Below are 14,447 nucleotides of genomic sequence, written 5' to 3'. Positions count from 1 at the left end.
ATCAGTCCCAAAGTGAGACGGTTTCACTGACTGCGGCCTGGGAAATATCCGGCAGCTCCACCGCGTAGCCATGGGGCAAAATTGCCCCGCGAGCGGCTAAGCCAACGTTAGCCGCGTAAACGTGTTCAACTACCGATTCCGTGCGCCCGTAGTACCGCCAGCAAAGCGAATCCAAGGTGTCGCCCTGTTCGGCATAGACTTTCATCAGAGCAGCCCGATGATGCAGTGGGACACACCGGCGACGTCGCTGATCGCGTTGCGGGCATCACGCCACAGCTCATCAACCGTACTCTCGACAATCTCGGCCTTTTTACTGCCAGCATCGGTGGTATCACTGTTCGGATACCGTTCCGCCAGAATGGCAGCCGTAAGGGATGAAACTGCCCGCAGGTAGGCGCAGACTTTGATACTTTCGTCATCAATCTGGTCTGCCGGGACATCAGAGAGGGTTTTGTATCCCTGAGCCACCTGTGCGACGCGGTAGCTGTAAAGCTCGGCGTTAACTTCGGTCAGCGCGTACTTAATGACGGCTCGCAAACGTTTAGCGGTCACTGTTCCTTCCAGGCGAAGCGTGTCGCGTAACTCGAGCGGATTGATATCCGGCCAGAAGTGCGTGTTTTTGATCACGGGTTCCATCGCGGCGTCTGGCTTTGGTGCAGGTACAACAAGAGACATAGTGACCTCTGAATAGGGGACGGTGGACGCCAGCGTTGAACGAGGTCACAGACCTGTCGCGGCTGGCGTGCCGTCCGGCGCGGGGCGCGTTCTGTTTAGCTGCTGGCAGCCTTTTTGATGGCTGATTCCAGCCGCTCAATATCCTTTTTAACGCCGCAGTTGCTGTTCAGCTGGAAGGCGCGTTTCAGGTGTTGCAGGGCGAGCGGTAGTTTCTCCGCATCGCGATACAGGTAGCCGGTGATTTTGTGCAACTTGGCGCGTACCTGATCCGGCATGTCCTGGCTTTCCGTTAGTTCCATCGTGGTCATGAGTACATCGAGACTGACCTGCTCACCGGCAGCATGAGCGCGGGTGCTCATGTCGGCGATTTCCTCCGCCAGCGCATAACCGGCAGGGCGTTTGCCGAACGGCATCGCCAGCTTGTAATGCAGCGCATAGCGGGCGATTTCCAGCGCACCGGAATAATCACCGGCATCAATACGCCAGATCATGATGGTCATCAGGATGGCGTCCTGTGCGCCTTTACCCTCAGCGAGAACGCCCGCCACCCACGGCGCATATTCGGGCAGCATCTTGCGTTTGAGTTCTGCCTTTTTCTCAGCGGAATAGGCTTTCTTCAGGGCTTTCTGGTCAGCATTAAGCTTTTGCAGCAGCAGTTCATAGCCGGTGGCATGACGCAGCAGGCTGGTATCCTGCTGCGCGGCTTCGATCGCTGACTGCCGCAACAAATGGCGTCGGGCAGGGCTGGTCATGGCTTACTCCTGAGCTGCCGGTATGGTGGTACCGGATGCAGTTTTGATGGCATCAACGATCGCTGAGGTGAATTTACTGAGTTCGGCCTTTTCAGCAGTGTCGTCTTCTCCGGCGGTCACTACGATGTTCTCGATCAGACAGCCGCAGCCGTAATCTTCCACCACATAATCCTCGTTAATGGATTCGTAGTTTTCGATACGGTCACGCTTAGGTACTTCCTCAACGTGGCGGCGGTGTGTGCCGTCTTGCCAGTAAATAGACAGGTTATCCAGGCGGGTGATCAGCATGGCGTTAGCAGGGAAGCCGGGCACACGAACGGCGGGCAGATTGCCGATGCGTTTCTGGCTGACAATCAGGTCGGCGGCCATTGCCTCAGTGTTAGGCTGCTGTTTGTTGATCAGCGGGAAATACTTATCCGCGAGCAGCTTGCGGCCGCAGATAACCACCAGTTCGGTGTCGTCCTGATAGATTGGGTCGATCAGTTCATTCACCGCATCAAAGACCAGCGCATCGAGGTTTTTGTATTCACCTTCGCCACCGACTTTGACCGCCTCAATGGTCACGCTACCGTCTTCGGCGACAATCATGCCCATCACTTTGGATGGGGCATTCAGGCGGTATTTTTGGAGCCAGCCCACACCGACATCCTGCAACAGCGGATTCTGAACGCGGTTAGAAGTCGGTGCGCGTGAAACGCCATTAAAGCCGACCAGGATGCGATCCAGCGCCTGACGCTTGATAATGGCGTCACGCAAACGGGTCTGAAAATCGTTGTAGCGCGCCCACAAGTCCAGCTTGCTGTACATCCAGTGGAAGTCGTAGTTGGTTTTGGTGCAGTGGTAGCCTTCCTGATCCAGCTTGGTGAAATCAGCCGTTTCACGCTCGTCACCGGCGTCAGTGTTGGTGGTACTGGCAATCGTGCCGGTCACACCGACGCCCACTTTCGCGCCCATCATTTCGTCTACCGGAATGATGTTAATACGGGTCAGAAACTCTGAGGATTCCTGTAATCTGGTCATCAGCGTCTGCGTGACGGACGGCTCGACGTTAAATTTCTTGTCCAGCGTGCCGACGTCAACGTTGTTGAGTTTGGCGAGCTGGGAGAGGAACGCATTAAATTTAAAGCGCGTTTCTTTTTTCATGAGGTGTTTCCTGAAAATGAGTTAAAGGTGTTGGATCAGCAGTCGGTGACCGTCTCGTCTACGCCTGCGCCGCCGGTTGCGTGCGGACGCTGGCCGAATTTCTGCGCTGGTGTCTGCGCTAACTTGCCTTTCAATTCAATGAGGGCGTCATGTTCGGCAGCGTTGGATTTTTCCAGGGTATCGACGCGGCTCAGCAGGTCGGTCAGGCTGGTTTCATGCTTATCCAGTTCAGTCTGAGCGTATTGAGCGACCTCGCTGACGGCTTCGTGAACATCGGCCAGACGGGCATCGTCGGACGCCTGCTTACGTGAAAGCTTTTGTTTCACCAGGGCGAAAAGAGAAGGGGCAGTTTCCGGCGCATCTTCAAACTCAATCAGTGCTTCGGTGGCGACGGTGAAGAGGCTGTCCGGATCGGTTTTACGACCGGCGAGCGGGTTCTGTTTTGCCGTACGGCTGAACTCCAGCATTTCAGTGCCGAGGCTTGCGGGGTCGTCGGTGACGGCCAGACCGACCAGGTAGGATTTATTGGAATTGGCGAAGTTACGTTTGATCTCCATCGAGGTGTAAACCTTCTGCCCGTCGCCGACCATCTGTGTTAAATCCGCGGTCGGGCTGATCATCGCGTACAGCGCCCATTTGTCATGCAGCAGCGGTTCAGCCGCGTCATCAATTTGTTCGGCTTTAAGCTGGATCACGTCGCCATAACGGCGGAAATCGCTGGTCGGTAAAACACCTTTGATGTGTTCCAGATTGACGCGGGCACCGTAGGCTTTCGCGCTGTATGTCTCCGCCATTTGTTTGATGTCGTTAGCATCAATTTCGCGGCCATCGCAGGTGTCACCTTCGACCCCGATGCGGAACCACTTTGATACTTTCTTTGCCATGTGACTGACTCCGGTAATGAGTGTTGAGAACGGGAGTTAGTTTCCAGACAGTCACCGCAGGCCGCCAGCCGATGCGGGTTGTTGCCCGATGGCACAACGTGGGCAGCGCGAAAAACGGCTGTCTGGCCGGTAACGTGGCGGCATGAATATTTCAAACTCCACTATCATCAGCGACCCGCGCCGGCAGGCGGCACTGCTTTACTGGCAGGGTTTTTCTGTGCGGCAAATCGGGGAGATGCTGAGCCAAAAAACGCCGACCGTGCAGAGCTGGAAAACTCGCGATCAGTGGGAGGCCATTGCGCCCATTTCTCGCGTGGAAACCAGCATGGAAGCGCGGCTTATCCAGCTCGTTATGAAAGATGTGAAGGAGGGGAAGGACTACAAAGAGATCGACCTGTTAGGCCGACAGATTGAACGCCTGGCAAGGGTTAATCGTTACAACCACACCGGCAGTGAGGCTGATTTAAATCCGAACGTTGCCAATCGTAATAAGGGCGAACGAAAGGCACCCGATAAGAATGTTTTCAGTGATGAGGCCATCGAAAAGCTCGGCGATATCTTTATCGAGACATCGTTCGAGTATCAACGCGGCTGGCATCAGGCCGGACTTCAACACCGTATCCGCAACATTCTCAAGTCCCGCCAGATTGGTGCAACCTTCTACTTTGCCCGGGAAGCGCTGATTGACGCGCTGACCACCGGTCGTAATCAGATTTTTCTGTCGGCAAGTAAGGCGCAGGCGCACGTCTTTAAGAACTATATCATCGACTTTGCGAGACAGGTTGACGTGGATCTAAAAGGCGACCCGATTGTGCTGCCGAACGGCGCACGGCTGATTTTCCTCGGTACCAACGTCCGCACCGCGCAGAGCTACACCGGCAACCTGTACCTGGACGAATACTTCTGGATCCCCAAATTTCAGGAGCTGCGCAAAGTCGCATCCGGCATGTCACTGCATAAGAAATGGCGAAGCACCTACTTTTCCACGCCATCCAGTCTGGCACACAGTGCCTATCCGTTCTGGTCTGGTGAACTGTTCAACAAAGGCCGTCGCAATAAAGCCGACAGAATTGACCTGGATCTGACGCATGCGCACTTGTCAAAAGGAGTGCTCTGCGATGACGGCCAGTGGCGGCAGATTGTGACGGTGGAAGATGCGCTGTCTGGTGGCTGTAACCTGTTCGACCTGGAGCAACTGAAACTGGAATACAGCCCCGCCGAATATGAAAACTTGCTGATGTGTGAGTTCGTGGACGATCAGGCGTCGGTGTTCCCGTTCGCCGAGTTGCAGGGCTGCATGGTGGACAGCCTGGATGAGTGGGAAGACTTCGACCCCTATCTGAAACGACCGTTTGCCTATCGTCCCGTGTGGATTGGTTACGACCCGTCGCACACCGGCGACAGCGCAGGCTGTGCGGTGATCGCTCCGCCGGTGGTTTCCGGCGGCAAGTTCCGCGTGCTCGAGCGTCACCAATGGAAAGGCATGGACTTTGCCGCGCAGGCCAAGAGCATCGAGGAGCTCACCAATCGTTATGCCGTGGAGTACATCGGTATCGATGCGACTGGCATCGGGCAGGGTGTATTCCAGCTTGTGCAGCAGTTCTTTCCTGCGGCGCGTGAGATCCGTTACAGCCCTGAGGTGAAAACCGCACTGGTACTCAAAGCAAAAGACACCATCAGCTCCGGCCGCCTGGAATACGACACCGGACACACAGACATCACTGCTTCGTTTATGGCGATCCGTAAAACCATGACCGCCAGCGGCAACCGTTCAACCTACGAAGCCAGCCGCAGTGAAGAGGCCAGCCACGCCGACGTCGCGTGGGCAATCATGCACGCCCTGTTAAACGAACCACTGACCGCCGCCAACGGCGGACAAAGCCCGAACATTCTGGAGTTCTACTAAATGAGCAAGCGCAAATACCGTAAAACCACGCAGACCACGACCACTGAAAGCCAGCAGGGCGCAGAGATGTTCAGCTTCGGTGATCCAACTCCGGTGTTAGACCGCCGAGACATTCTGGATTACATCGAATGCACCGGTAACGGTCGCTGGTATGAGCCACCGGTCAGTTTCGATGGCCTTGCCCGTAGCCTTCGCGCCGCTGTTCATCACAGCTCTCCGATTTACGTGAAGCGCAATATTCTCGCCTCAACATTCATCCCGCATCCGTTGCTGAGCCAGCAGGAGTTCAGCAAATTCGCCCTGGATTATCTGGTGTTCGGAAATGCGTATCTGGAACTTATCCGCAACCAGCTCGGCGAACCGCTGCGATTTGAGGCTGTGCCGGCTAAGTATGTTCGTCGCGGAGTGGAAGAGGGGACGTACTGGTTTGTGCAAGGGTGGAAAGAACCGCATCAGTTCGCTGCGGGTAGTATTTTCCACCTGATCGAACCGGACATTAACCAGGAGATTTATGGCCTGCCGGAATATCTTAGCGCGCTTAACTCTGCCTGGCTGAACGAGGCCGCCACACTGTTCCGCCGCAAGTATTACCAGAACGGTGCTCATGCGGGCTACATCTTGTATATGACCGACGCAGCGCAAAGCAGCAGTGATATTGATTCAATGCGTAAGGCAATGCGTGATACCAAAGGTCTGGGCAACTTCCGCAACCTGTTCATGTACGCGCCGAACGGCAAGAAAGACGGCATCCAGATTCTGCCGCTGAGTGAAGTCGCTACCAAGGATGATTTCTTCAACATCAAGAAATCGAGCCGTGATGACCTGCTAAGCGCGCACCGCGTTCCGCCGCAGATGATGGGCATCATTCCTGATAATGCTGGCGGGTTTGGGGATGTGGAGAAGGCGGCGCAGGTATTCGTTAGGAACGAGCTGTCGCCGCTGCAGGAGAGGATGAAGGAATTTAATCAATGGATAGCTGTTAACTTAATTACATTTAGCCCCTATTGCCTATAACTACTGGGGCTAATTTACTGTTAGCTTTGATACCATTCAAGAGGTATCAAAGCATTAAAACCTCTCCATTCAACATCTCTAATACACTCTTCAAACCAATCCTCATGTATATGGGCGTGGTCTGTCACAATTATCTGAACCTTATCCTTAAGTTCATATTTACAAACATCATAAAGCCATTTAAACATTCTTCTTGCAGAAACTCTATCCTCATCTTTTTCAATTTCATTTAGATTCCCCTTGGTCGACTTATCAGATGGAAAATAAACTTGCGAAGGTTGATCAAAGAACAGGAAGTTTGCAACTGGTCGTTTTTGCTCTGCAAACCATTTAGCCAAAGCTACGTGAGTAACTAAGTGATAACCTACCCAGTTCTCCCCACTCCCCATTTGATATAGTGGGATTCTTCCCTTAGGTGTATCCGCGGATATAGTCAGTTTTTTTATATCAAGTTTAATAGGGTATTCACTATGTTCTAATTGTAGTTCTCTTGACCACTTTGTAATATCTTCACTAATAAAGTTTATTTGAGACTCCAGTAATTCCTGTATATTAGTTGGGTTTAGATGTTGTTCTAAACTAGAGATCAGATTTTCGAGGCGCTCAATATCATTTCTAAGATAAGAATTACTATTTACAGACTCAAGGCTTTCCAAATAAAGAGATGCTTTACCGACTATTTTTGCTGACTCGATATCATTATTAAATTCTTTTTTTACGTTAGAAGAAAAGTTAATGCTTCGTATTAAGTTAATTTGTTCACGCATAGATTTTAAATCTAAAGCTATTTCTTTTTGCTTTTTTTCTAATTCATTCAATGAATCTGATATTCTAGGTTGTTTTGTTGAAGAGTCTTCTAACTCTTGCTCTAATTTTAATAAATTTCTCCTTATAAGGTCTATGTATTCGTTATCGGTGTTTTCTAATGTCTTTTTATAAATTTCAATTGATTTCAATCGTATCAATTGTTCATTTTTAGACGTGCTGTATTCATCGACTGCTAATGCGTAAGAACGTAATTCAACTACTTTTGAGTTAAGAATTCTTTTTTCCAGAGAAAGTTTTTCATAAGACTTTTGTAATTTATCAAGATTTTCAGTCTGATCGATATTGTCATCTGATTTCAATGGTGAAGGAGTCCATTCCTCAATTTTTTTGAGGTTTTCTAATATAACGCTTATATTTTTGATATAACCATCGCCTTTATATAATCTGAGGGCCTTTGCTTGATTTAATAAGCTATTGCCTTTGGCTAGCCCATCTCCTATTAAAGAATTAATTTCATAATGTTTGTTTTTTTTTGTTGCTAATTCCCTTTTAAGTTGTCGTAATTTTTCGAGCTCAGACAGTCTGCCATTTTCGATTGCCCCAATAAAATATGGTATTGTATCAATGATCACCTGTGGCATATGTTGTTCAGATTGTCGGTGAAAAATAAGTTTCTTACTTGCTAATTCATCTTGGTTCTGGAAGTAAAGATATAGAGAGTGCTTAAAGTTTATATCTATTTTCGGACGTGTTTGATGCTGTGGGACTTCGGTTATGTGAGGATACATCCCTACTTCTTGAGACAGGAATGATAGTATATCGTGTTGATTTGAATTTTCCTCTAAGTACAAAATATTATCAATATCTATTTTTTTTCCATGAGAAAGATAAAATTCATTACTAACATTGGATCTGGCTTCTGGTTTTTTTCGTGCAATAAAAATTTCTTGATCATTGTTCTTTAATAGAATTGCAAACCATGAAACATAGTTTCTAATATGTCCATATGGTATGTTACAATGATTGGAGCCTAAACAGTACTCGACGATGTCTAGTATGCTCGACTTACCTCTTTTTGATGCACCAGTTATTATGTTGAGGCCAGAAGTTTTGAAGTCTATGACTCTTATTTCATTTTTATCATTAAAGAGACATACTTTGATAATTTTCATTTAAGGTTTGACTCCTAATCCGGTATAAATTTCAGCTGCTGAATGATCCTTGAACCATTTTGAAATAAAACGAACAGTATTATACTGCGTAATGATCACATTACTTTTTTTGAAAATAATTGGTAATTTTAACCTGATCTTTTTATTGGATTTTATACGACCATATTTACTTACCGTTATTAAATTTAAGTCTATGAGTAATTTTAAGGTTTCATTAGTTATTAAGGAAAAATCTTTTGCTATTTCATAAAAATTAACAATCACTAGCTGATTTTTAAATAACCAACTGTAAAATGAGGTTTTGATGGTTTTGGGCATGCAAGAGTTTATTTCTTTAGTCATTATTAATGGCAGTGCGAGGTAAATTAAATTAGAATCCAAACCCATTTTATTTCTTTTTTCATGTTCTTCAACTAGATGTAATAGCAAGAAACCGCAATAAAGTGGGTTATAATAATTAAACTCTTCATTGGTTAAGTTTTCAATTAGGTCCTTCATGCAGCTGCCCCATCGTTGGAGGCATTCAGTAACATGAAATACTCTGGATGCCAACCTAACTTTTCAATTGAAACAAAATGAATGTCGGGATCTTCATTTTCAGTGACTTTTGTGAGAGCAAGAAGAAGGGCCAATCTTACCTGGTAAATATATCCAAGTAACGAGGAGGTAGCATCGAATTCACTTTTTGTCATAGTGTAATCCCTTATCCATAGAGATTGAAAAAGAAAAATGTACAAATATTTTCATTTAATTTAAAGAAGAATGCTGCTATGTCAACTGAAATGTCACTTTTGATATTTTTGTTTTAGTGCAAATAGTTTTATGAGTTATTATTTTTTTTGAATTAGTTTGAGGGTGGTTATTGTTTTCAAGATCAATCTTCATCCAATATTTGTAGCATCAGTGCTTATAAAATAAATTTTATTAGCGCGCAATGCTATCCCCGCCACGCCTGCCCGCTTTATAGGTCGCTTTTGATGCAGTTGCGTGATCCACTGTGATCCACGCCAGCACTGGTGTCGCGGGGAGAAAAGAGCAGGGCGATCACAATGCAAAATCATGCACTCACTGCATGCAGAGCTATCAAAGTGAGATCGCCCGCGTTCCTGGCTATTCTTCATCGTCGTAAACAGAGAATGGCACTGACGGCGTGTCTTCTTCATCCAGAACGCTATCGGCCATGTCAGAGATCATTTCCATCACCAGCGCATATTCGTCATTTCTGCACTGGGCTGACTGTGTGATGTCAGCCATAAGCCGGATTTTTATCAAAGCCATCTTTAGCTCATGAGAGGATTCCATTACTCACTCCAATGCACTGTTTATTTATACAGTATAATATTATCATTTCTTAACAAATTCCAATAAAAACTGAATGTTACTTTTTAACCAATAGCTTAGATGAATGTTTCAATAGTTTTAGTCGTCATAAAATTCCTGCCAGTCCATAAGAGGGGGATGATGGATCACAACATCACCAAAACTGATTTTGGCTCCCCGGGTTAATGCTTCCAGCTCCCATCTTTGAGCTTTGATATCGTGTTTAAGCAATTCCTGTTCAATCTGAGGCAATCGCGCCCGTTCTTCAGGCGTCAATCTTGCCGATGGGGCCACATCACGGCCTTTAGTCGGGTCAAAACTTCGCTGTGATTTACTCACCTTTGGCGTTTCTTCACGTATACGCGCCACAATCGCCCTCACAGCGGCAGTGTCTGTCCAGTCAATAACTCGCAGTTTGTCAGAATTAGACGTTGTAAGGTCGCTCCCAGCCTTGCTATCGCGCCTATTTGCAGCCTGTTTCTTTCCACCTAACCCACAGTTATTGACAGGACTCCGAGGCGCGCCGTGGGCGCTTTTTGAGGTCAAAACCTCAACGTCAACGGCGGAAGAAACGATGCGCCATTGAGTTGTACGGGTTTCATAAACGCGGGAGTCGCCGAGGTGAGGCGCGAAAATACCCACAACCTTTTTCACTTCCTCATCGTATGCGTTTAGCTCATCAGCGACGCGGCGGGCGACACGCACAGTCTGATCGTCGCGTGGAACATTAGCGCCTCCCTGGGCTGACATGTACGCCATAAAATCACCGGCATCAGCAGCAGCGCGAACGGCTTCCACTTCTTCGTCAAAGGTTTCAGTCAGACTGATGGAACGGATGCGGCGGCACTCACGGTAGGAACCCATGGTAGGTAGGCCGATAGGATGAAACTGCGGTATACGCCAGGTAGCAGCCCAGGCAGTAACAGCAGCCGCGGAGTCAGTCAGCAACTCGCCGGTTTCGTGGTCGCGCTCGCCTTCCAGTGCATAACCGTCGATGTTCTTTGCGATGTATTTAGCAATATAGCCAGCCGCGCCGCCACGGTTCATGTGCTTACAGTCAAAACGGTTCTTTGCCGCCCCGCGCTCGTCACCGTCTTCTTTCATGGCGTATTTGCGCATGATATCGATCACCCGCTGACGCATGGCGGGCTTAGTGAATAACATCATGTGCCAGTGCGGCGTCGCATCGTGGTGAGGCTCGACAACGCGCATTCCGTAAACAGACAGACCGCCATCCTTGAACGCGGTGCGCATTTTGCTCCAGATCCCGCACAGATAACGCTGCGCATCTTTCGGGGTATAGGCCTCTTTGTCCCAGGCGTGATTGCGCTGAACGCGCTTTTTATCGCCCTTGCCAACCATGCGGGTCGGGTGATATTTGGAAGGGGTAGTGATAGTAAAAAACATGCCGACATCGCCATTTGCCGCAGCATATTTTTCGGTACCGGCTATGGTGCTCATCAGTTCCATGCGTCGGATCTCAGGATTGGAGATGCTCGCCATCACTTTATCGATCAGACTAATGCGCTCGCCGGTTTCGACGTTTTCAAGATCGCAGCTCTTCAGGTAGTCGAGATTTGAAAGGCGGCGCGCACGCACTTCGCGAATCGCCTGCTTACTGGCATACGGGGAAGCGTCACGGTTCACTTTGCCGATGGCGATCAGCAAAGATTCACGCCAGCGGGTGCGCTGGCCTTTCAGTTGGCGTAACCACCAATCCGGATTAACCAGGCGCGACATGGCAGCGATAGCGGAAACGGCATCCAGTTTGCCTTTGCAAAATTTTGCCCAATACATCGGCGTGATATTGAAAGCCTGTGCCATACCGGCGATTTCGCGGTATAGCTCGCACTGGGTATCACGCTCAAAAAGAATCGAATTATCCCCGTTGTACTGAGCAAGCAACTGATCGCAACGTTCTTCATAGATTTCTTTCAGTTGTCCGGCGATGTCCTGGGCGAACCGGCGCAAGGGTTTATCGCCCATGCTCGGCAGGCTGTGATAAGTGTCTGCCTCAGACATGAATTTCATGGAGGCTTTAACATTCATCGCGTGAGCGGCATTGACCGCTTCGACACGGGGAAGGATGCTGCGACCAAGGGTATAAACCAGATATTTATTGGCGGCATGAATGCCCTGCGTTTTCAGCAGATACGCATGGCGACCTGTGAAAATTTCCCGAAGATCGGTAGAGAGGTTTTTTACTCTGATTAAAACAGCTTGCCCCTGATCGTATTCATCACGGGTAAGCGGTCTTTCAAGGCCAGAAACGGCCTGGCGTGGTTTGTTCCAGGGATATGCCCACACGTCAGGCACGATAATTTCAGGAGAAAAACGGTTCGTATGAGCAGGAGTTTTCATTTAAAACTCCAAACACATCTGGGGGGAACGCTTTGCTTGATAACGTTCGAAGTATTCCGCCAATGTCGGCGGGTGCACCATCTCGATGGTTTTCCGTAAGATTGCGCAGCGACCCGCGAGTACTTCTTCCTCATTACAGCCGATAGCGCGGAGCTGGGATGTCAGCTCAGGATATTTCACTTCGGTTTTTGGCACATTGCAGGCCAGATTTGTACTGTCAGCGGTAGTAAGCGGATAGTTGCCAAAGACACGACCATCTAACATGCGCAGACCGTGGACGTGAATGCGTGGATTTTCGTCCCGAATAGCAACGAATGCTTCATGCATCCTTACGTGCCAATGTTTCGTCCGAATAGCCGCATATTGACCGGATGAACCCAGGCAGACTCGCTCCCAGGCGGAAGCAAGTCGTTTTAAACGATCAATCGATTCATGCAAATGCCAGACTGGCGCGGCTTTATCACGAAATACAGTAGGAAGTTGTTTAATTAGAAGGTCGTTATCTTCTTCGCCGCCCTCGATAACATCCGGTATGCAAAAGAACTTAAGTTTGTCATGTCCATACCAGGCAGAAAGAAACTGATAGTACTTTGTCCAGTCAATAACTAAGCCGCGTTTCCAGGCACTAAAAGCTCCACAATCTAAGCCGACAGAATTTGCATAGGTAAAGCATTGTTTTATCTGGTCTGGACGTGCGTAAGAGACGAAAGCACCGCTATCACGGATAGCCACTTTCAATACCTTACCAGCACCGCCCCAGACCGGAGTGCCATGAAAATGCCGACTCATTACTGATTATCTTTTATATCGGCGAATAAAAAATGAGCATTGATAAACGCCAGTACGGTAAGAACAACCGAGAAAGTCATCATCAATTACCTCGGTAGTGCTTAGCGTTCATTTCAGCGAGTTCTTTGCAATAGACACAAAGCTCAACCCCCGGCAGAGCTGCACGGCGTTCCTCCGGTATTGGGCGGTCACAGTCGATGCAGAACATTGCGGAAACACCTGCAACAGTTGCGCGGGCGGCTTGGATTTGGGCGGAAAGAATGAGGTCAGCGCGTTCCTGAGCGGTGTCGATTACATCAGCCATTGTTACGCCTCCGCTTCACTTTGAATTCGGTTAGCTTCGATGCGGAGTGCTTCTGCAGCTTCAATTCCTGTCATTTCACGTTTGAGAATGAAACTGGCAATCGCTTCAAGGCGACCGGCAAACACCACCGCTCTATTAGCGCGTTCTTCATTACGAGCAGTGTCGAGCATCAACGACAAATCAAGAACTGATGTGTAATCGCGTTCTGGTGAAGCTAAATCAATGCCCATAACTGGCAAACCAACAATATTCTGACGGGTGTTATCAATCATATTTTTCATGCAGAACTCCTGTTTTTGGGCAAACGAATGCCCGGCGAGTTGACGCCAATTAATTTGAATTCGGGTTAGTGTTTAATATTTATCTTGCAGTCATCATCACTGATGAATTTGGGCAGTGACTCAGTTAAACCAAGCAAAGAATTTAGCGCCGCAACTACTTGGTGCCTTTCCGTCGGCGTTAATTCAGCAAACTTCATCTCAAGATGGCGGCGAGATAAGCCAGCATGAAAACAGATTGTTCTACGCATGTGCAGCGGCTGAGTATCAAATGTTTCCTGCGCTACATTCTTTCTGAAGTCAAACATCTCTTTAATTCTGGAAAGATGTTTTTTGCCTATTTGAATATGTTCTTCATTTACTAAAGACATAATCACCTCAACTAAACAGACGCTTTAAAAGCGGTTTTGGATTTCTCACGGCCTGCGTGGCAGTGGCTTGTGACATTGAAGGGTTCCAACGCTTTCCACCAGGCAATTCGATGCAACCATGGCCGAAATGGCGAGAAGGACTTTGCTGTTTTAAAAATGGAGCAATAGAAACAGTCATATTCACATCAGCCCGTTTGTCGTGACGCTTGCAATAGCACCAACTGCGGATGCCAGCGCAGGGGATGCCTGTACTCGACCTTGAACAACTAAACCGATCAGTGACAGATGGCGAATACCGGCATTAACACCTTCGAGTAATGACATTCGACGCTGAGAACTGACCGCACCACCTTTCACTGCATCAGCTGCAATAGAACCTACGGCGGCAGTTGCCTGTAGTGCGTAGGTTGAAAGATTAGAAGTAGCAATTTCATTGACCGGTACTGACGGCAGGCAATTTATTTGTGCCAGCATGCCATCGAGAAGGCTAGCGTCCTCAGTCAAATCAGTGATTAAAAGAACTTCCTCACAGGTAAGCTTATGAGGTTGTTCAGGGTTGAACTTATTGCGCAGGATTTGGGGTTTAGTCCCCATCAGCGCGGCAAGTTCGGTAAGGTTATGACGATTCACAAATGCCTTACATGCATCGTCAAAGTGAGCGTGTTTGGAAACGCGATAATCAAACATTGTTAGTCCCTGCTAGTTTGAAT

Annotated in this window: 19 protein-coding genes; 3 read left to right on the top strand and 16 right to left on the bottom strand. The window is 48.4% G+C overall.

Annotation, left to right across the window (positions count from 1 at the left end):
• Position 1: 1 nt before the first annotated feature.
• The 5 genes from EDF78_RS03720 to EDF78_RS03700 form a co-directional block, all read right to left on the bottom strand.
• Positions 2 to 205, bottom strand: coding sequence for a tail protein X (locus tag EDF78_RS03720; RefSeq protein ID WP_133822600.1), 204 nt, complete (start codon positions 203 to 205; stop codon positions 2 to 4).
• Positions 205 to 675 carry a head completion/stabilization protein gene (locus EDF78_RS03715; RefSeq protein ID WP_133822599.1) on the bottom strand — a complete coding sequence of 157 codons (471 nt, stop codon included), beginning with the start codon at positions 673 to 675 and terminating at the stop codon, positions 205 to 207. Before EDF78_RS03715 ends, EDF78_RS03720 begins: the two co-directional genes overlap by 1 nt.
• A gap of 95 nt (positions 676 to 770) precedes the next feature.
• Positions 771 to 1,427: a phage terminase small subunit gene (gene gpM, locus EDF78_RS03710; RefSeq protein WP_133822598.1), complete on the bottom strand. Its 657-nt coding sequence runs from the start codon at positions 1,425 to 1,427 to the stop codon at positions 771 to 773.
• Positions 1,428 to 1,430: 3 nt separating this feature from the next.
• Positions 1,431 to 2,570 (bottom strand): phage major capsid protein, P2 family, encoded by a 1,140-nt coding sequence (locus EDF78_RS03705; RefSeq protein ID WP_133822597.1) that lies wholly within the window; start codon positions 2,568 to 2,570, stop codon positions 1,431 to 1,433.
• Between the two features lie 35 nt (positions 2,571 to 2,605).
• A complete protein-coding gene (locus EDF78_RS03700; RefSeq protein ID WP_133822596.1) occupies positions 2,606 to 3,454 on the bottom strand; it encodes a GPO family capsid scaffolding protein in 849 nt (282 codons plus the stop codon).
• 23 nt (positions 3,455 to 3,477) lie between these two features.
• Here EDF78_RS03700 and EDF78_RS25920 point away from each other — a divergent pair, with 23 nt between their 5' ends.
• Genes EDF78_RS25920 through EDF78_RS03690 form a run of 3 tightly spaced genes read left to right on the top strand, consistent with a single transcriptional unit; the run spans position 3,478 to position 6,374 of the window.
• On the top strand, positions 3,478 to 3,600 hold the full coding sequence (locus tag EDF78_RS25920; protein WP_268959687.1) for a hypothetical protein: 123 nt from the start codon (positions 3,478 to 3,480) through the stop codon (positions 3,598 to 3,600).
• Positions 3,597 to 5,360 carry a terminase ATPase subunit family protein gene (locus EDF78_RS03695; RefSeq protein ID WP_133822595.1) on the top strand — a complete coding sequence of 588 codons (1,764 nt, stop codon included), beginning with the start codon at positions 3,597 to 3,599 and terminating at the stop codon, positions 5,358 to 5,360. Before EDF78_RS25920 ends, EDF78_RS03695 begins: the two co-directional genes overlap by 4 nt.
• A complete protein-coding gene (locus EDF78_RS03690) occupies positions 5,361 to 6,374 on the top strand; it encodes a phage portal protein (protein WP_133822594.1) in 1,014 nt (337 codons plus the stop codon).
• A gap of 20 nt (positions 6,375 to 6,394) precedes the next feature.
• On the opposite strand, the gene EDF78_RS03685 is transcribed toward EDF78_RS03690, so the two are convergent.
• From EDF78_RS03685 to EDF78_RS03640, 11 genes are all read right to left on the bottom strand, one after another.
• Positions 6,395 to 8,314, bottom strand: coding sequence for a DUF3732 domain-containing protein (locus tag EDF78_RS03685; protein ID WP_133822593.1), 1,920 nt, complete (start codon positions 8,312 to 8,314; stop codon positions 6,395 to 6,397).
• Positions 8,315 to 8,812, bottom strand: a complete 498-nt coding sequence (locus EDF78_RS03680; RefSeq protein ID WP_133822592.1) for a three component ABC system middle component — start codon at positions 8,810 to 8,812, stop codon at positions 8,315 to 8,317. It lies immediately after the preceding gene.
• A complete protein-coding gene (locus EDF78_RS03675; protein ID WP_133822591.1) occupies positions 8,809 to 9,006 on the bottom strand; it encodes a hypothetical protein in 198 nt (65 codons plus the stop codon). The genes EDF78_RS03680 and EDF78_RS03675 overlap by 4 nt, the downstream gene beginning before the upstream one ends.
• A 418-nt stretch (positions 9,007 to 9,424) precedes the next feature.
• On the bottom strand, positions 9,425 to 9,592 hold the full coding sequence (locus EDF78_RS25545; protein WP_162940697.1) for a hypothetical protein: 168 nt from the start codon (positions 9,590 to 9,592) through the stop codon (positions 9,425 to 9,427).
• Positions 9,593 to 9,733: 141 nt separating this feature from the next.
• The gene (locus EDF78_RS03670; RefSeq protein ID WP_133822590.1) at positions 9,734 to 11,995 is read right to left on the bottom strand and encodes a replication endonuclease; all 2,262 of its coding nucleotides are present in this window, start codon (positions 11,993 to 11,995) and stop codon (positions 9,734 to 9,736) included.
• Positions 11,996 to 12,784 carry a hypothetical protein gene (locus EDF78_RS03665; protein ID WP_133822589.1) on the bottom strand — a complete coding sequence of 263 codons (789 nt, stop codon included), beginning with the start codon at positions 12,782 to 12,784 and terminating at the stop codon, positions 11,996 to 11,998.
• Between the two features lie 82 nt (positions 12,785 to 12,866).
• Complete coding sequence (locus tag EDF78_RS03660; RefSeq protein ID WP_133822588.1) at positions 12,867 to 13,088, bottom strand: TraR/DksA family transcriptional regulator; 222 nt, start codon at positions 13,086 to 13,088, stop codon at positions 12,867 to 12,869.
• 2 nt (positions 13,089 to 13,090) lie between these two features.
• Positions 13,091 to 13,369, bottom strand: coding sequence for a DUF2732 family protein (locus EDF78_RS25720; RefSeq protein ID WP_242675637.1), 279 nt, complete (start codon positions 13,367 to 13,369; stop codon positions 13,091 to 13,093).
• Positions 13,370 to 13,434: 65 nt separating this feature from the next.
• Positions 13,435 to 13,737 carry a hypothetical protein gene (locus EDF78_RS03650; RefSeq protein ID WP_104922600.1) on the bottom strand — a complete coding sequence of 101 codons (303 nt, stop codon included), beginning with the start codon at positions 13,735 to 13,737 and terminating at the stop codon, positions 13,435 to 13,437.
• Between the two features lie 7 nt (positions 13,738 to 13,744).
• Positions 13,745 to 13,915 (bottom strand): phage filamentation protein Fil family protein, encoded by a 171-nt coding sequence (locus tag EDF78_RS03645; RefSeq protein ID WP_133822587.1) that lies wholly within the window; start codon positions 13,913 to 13,915, stop codon positions 13,745 to 13,747.
• Between the two features lie 2 nt (positions 13,916 to 13,917).
• On the bottom strand, positions 13,918 to 14,424 hold the full coding sequence (locus tag EDF78_RS03640; RefSeq protein WP_133822586.1) for a phage regulatory CII family protein: 507 nt from the start codon (positions 14,422 to 14,424) through the stop codon (positions 13,918 to 13,920).
• Positions 14,425 to 14,447: the final 23 nt, after the last annotated feature.

Source organism: Rahnella sp. BIGb0236 (assembly GCF_004364755.1).
Taxonomy (GTDB): Bacteria; Pseudomonadota; Gammaproteobacteria; order Enterobacterales; family Enterobacteriaceae; genus Rahnella; species Rahnella victoriana.
The sequence above is the reverse complement of the archived record's forward strand: the minus strand, read 5'-3'. Positions and strand labels throughout refer to the sequence as shown.

What these genes read in the sequence shown, in the direction of transcription:
- EDF78_RS03715 (WP_133822599.1), bottom strand. Translation starts at nt 675, where the DNA reads ATGTCTCTTGTTGTACCTGCACCAAAGCCAGACGCCGCGATGGAACCC.
- EDF78_RS03690 (WP_133822594.1), top strand. Translation starts at nt 5,361, where the DNA reads ATGAGCAAGCGCAAATACCGTAAAACCACGCAGACCACGACCACTGAA.
- EDF78_RS25720 (WP_242675637.1), bottom strand. Translation starts at nt 13,369, where the DNA reads ATGAAAAATATGATTGATAACACCCGTCAGAATATTGTTGGTTTGCCA.
- EDF78_RS03685 (WP_133822593.1), bottom strand. Translation starts at nt 8,314, where the DNA reads ATGAAAATTATCAAAGTATGTCTCTTTAATGATAAAAATGAAATAAGA.
- EDF78_RS03700 (WP_133822596.1), bottom strand. Translation starts at nt 3,454, where the DNA reads ATGGCAAAGAAAGTATCAAAGTGGTTCCGCATCGGGGTCGAAGGTGAC.
- EDF78_RS03675 (WP_133822591.1), bottom strand. Translation starts at nt 9,006, where the DNA reads ATGACAAAAAGTGAATTCGATGCTACCTCCTCGTTACTTGGATATATT.
- EDF78_RS03670 (WP_133822590.1), bottom strand. Translation starts at nt 11,995, where the DNA reads ATGAAAACTCCTGCTCATACGAACCGTTTTTCTCCTGAAATTATCGTG.
- EDF78_RS03705 (WP_133822597.1), bottom strand. Translation starts at nt 2,570, where the DNA reads ATGAAAAAAGAAACGCGCTTTAAATTTAATGCGTTCCTCTCCCAGCTC.
- EDF78_RS03665 (WP_133822589.1), bottom strand. Translation starts at nt 12,784, where the DNA reads ATGAGTCGGCATTTTCATGGCACTCCGGTCTGGGGCGGTGCTGGTAAG.
- EDF78_RS03695 (WP_133822595.1), top strand. Translation starts at nt 3,597, where the DNA reads ATGAATATTTCAAACTCCACTATCATCAGCGACCCGCGCCGGCAGGCG.
- EDF78_RS03640 (WP_133822586.1), bottom strand. Translation starts at nt 14,424, where the DNA reads ATGTTTGATTATCGCGTTTCCAAACACGCTCACTTTGACGATGCATGT.
- EDF78_RS03650 (WP_104922600.1), bottom strand. Translation starts at nt 13,737, where the DNA reads ATGTCTTTAGTAAATGAAGAACATATTCAAATAGGCAAAAAACATCTT.
- EDF78_RS03680 (WP_133822592.1), bottom strand. Translation starts at nt 8,812, where the DNA reads ATGAAGGACCTAATTGAAAACTTAACCAATGAAGAGTTTAATTATTAT.
- EDF78_RS25545 (WP_162940697.1), bottom strand. Translation starts at nt 9,592, where the DNA reads ATGGCTTTGATAAAAATCCGGCTTATGGCTGACATCACACAGTCAGCC.
- EDF78_RS03660 (WP_133822588.1), bottom strand. Translation starts at nt 13,088, where the DNA reads ATGGCTGATGTAATCGACACCGCTCAGGAACGCGCTGACCTCATTCTT.
- EDF78_RS03720 (WP_133822600.1), bottom strand. Translation starts at nt 205, where the DNA reads ATGAAAGTCTATGCCGAACAGGGCGACACCTTGGATTCGCTTTGCTGG.
- EDF78_RS03645 (WP_133822587.1), bottom strand. Translation starts at nt 13,915, where the DNA reads ATGACTGTTTCTATTGCTCCATTTTTAAAACAGCAAAGTCCTTCTCGC.
- gpM (WP_133822598.1), bottom strand. Translation starts at nt 1,427, where the DNA reads ATGACCAGCCCTGCCCGACGCCATTTGTTGCGGCAGTCAGCGATCGAA.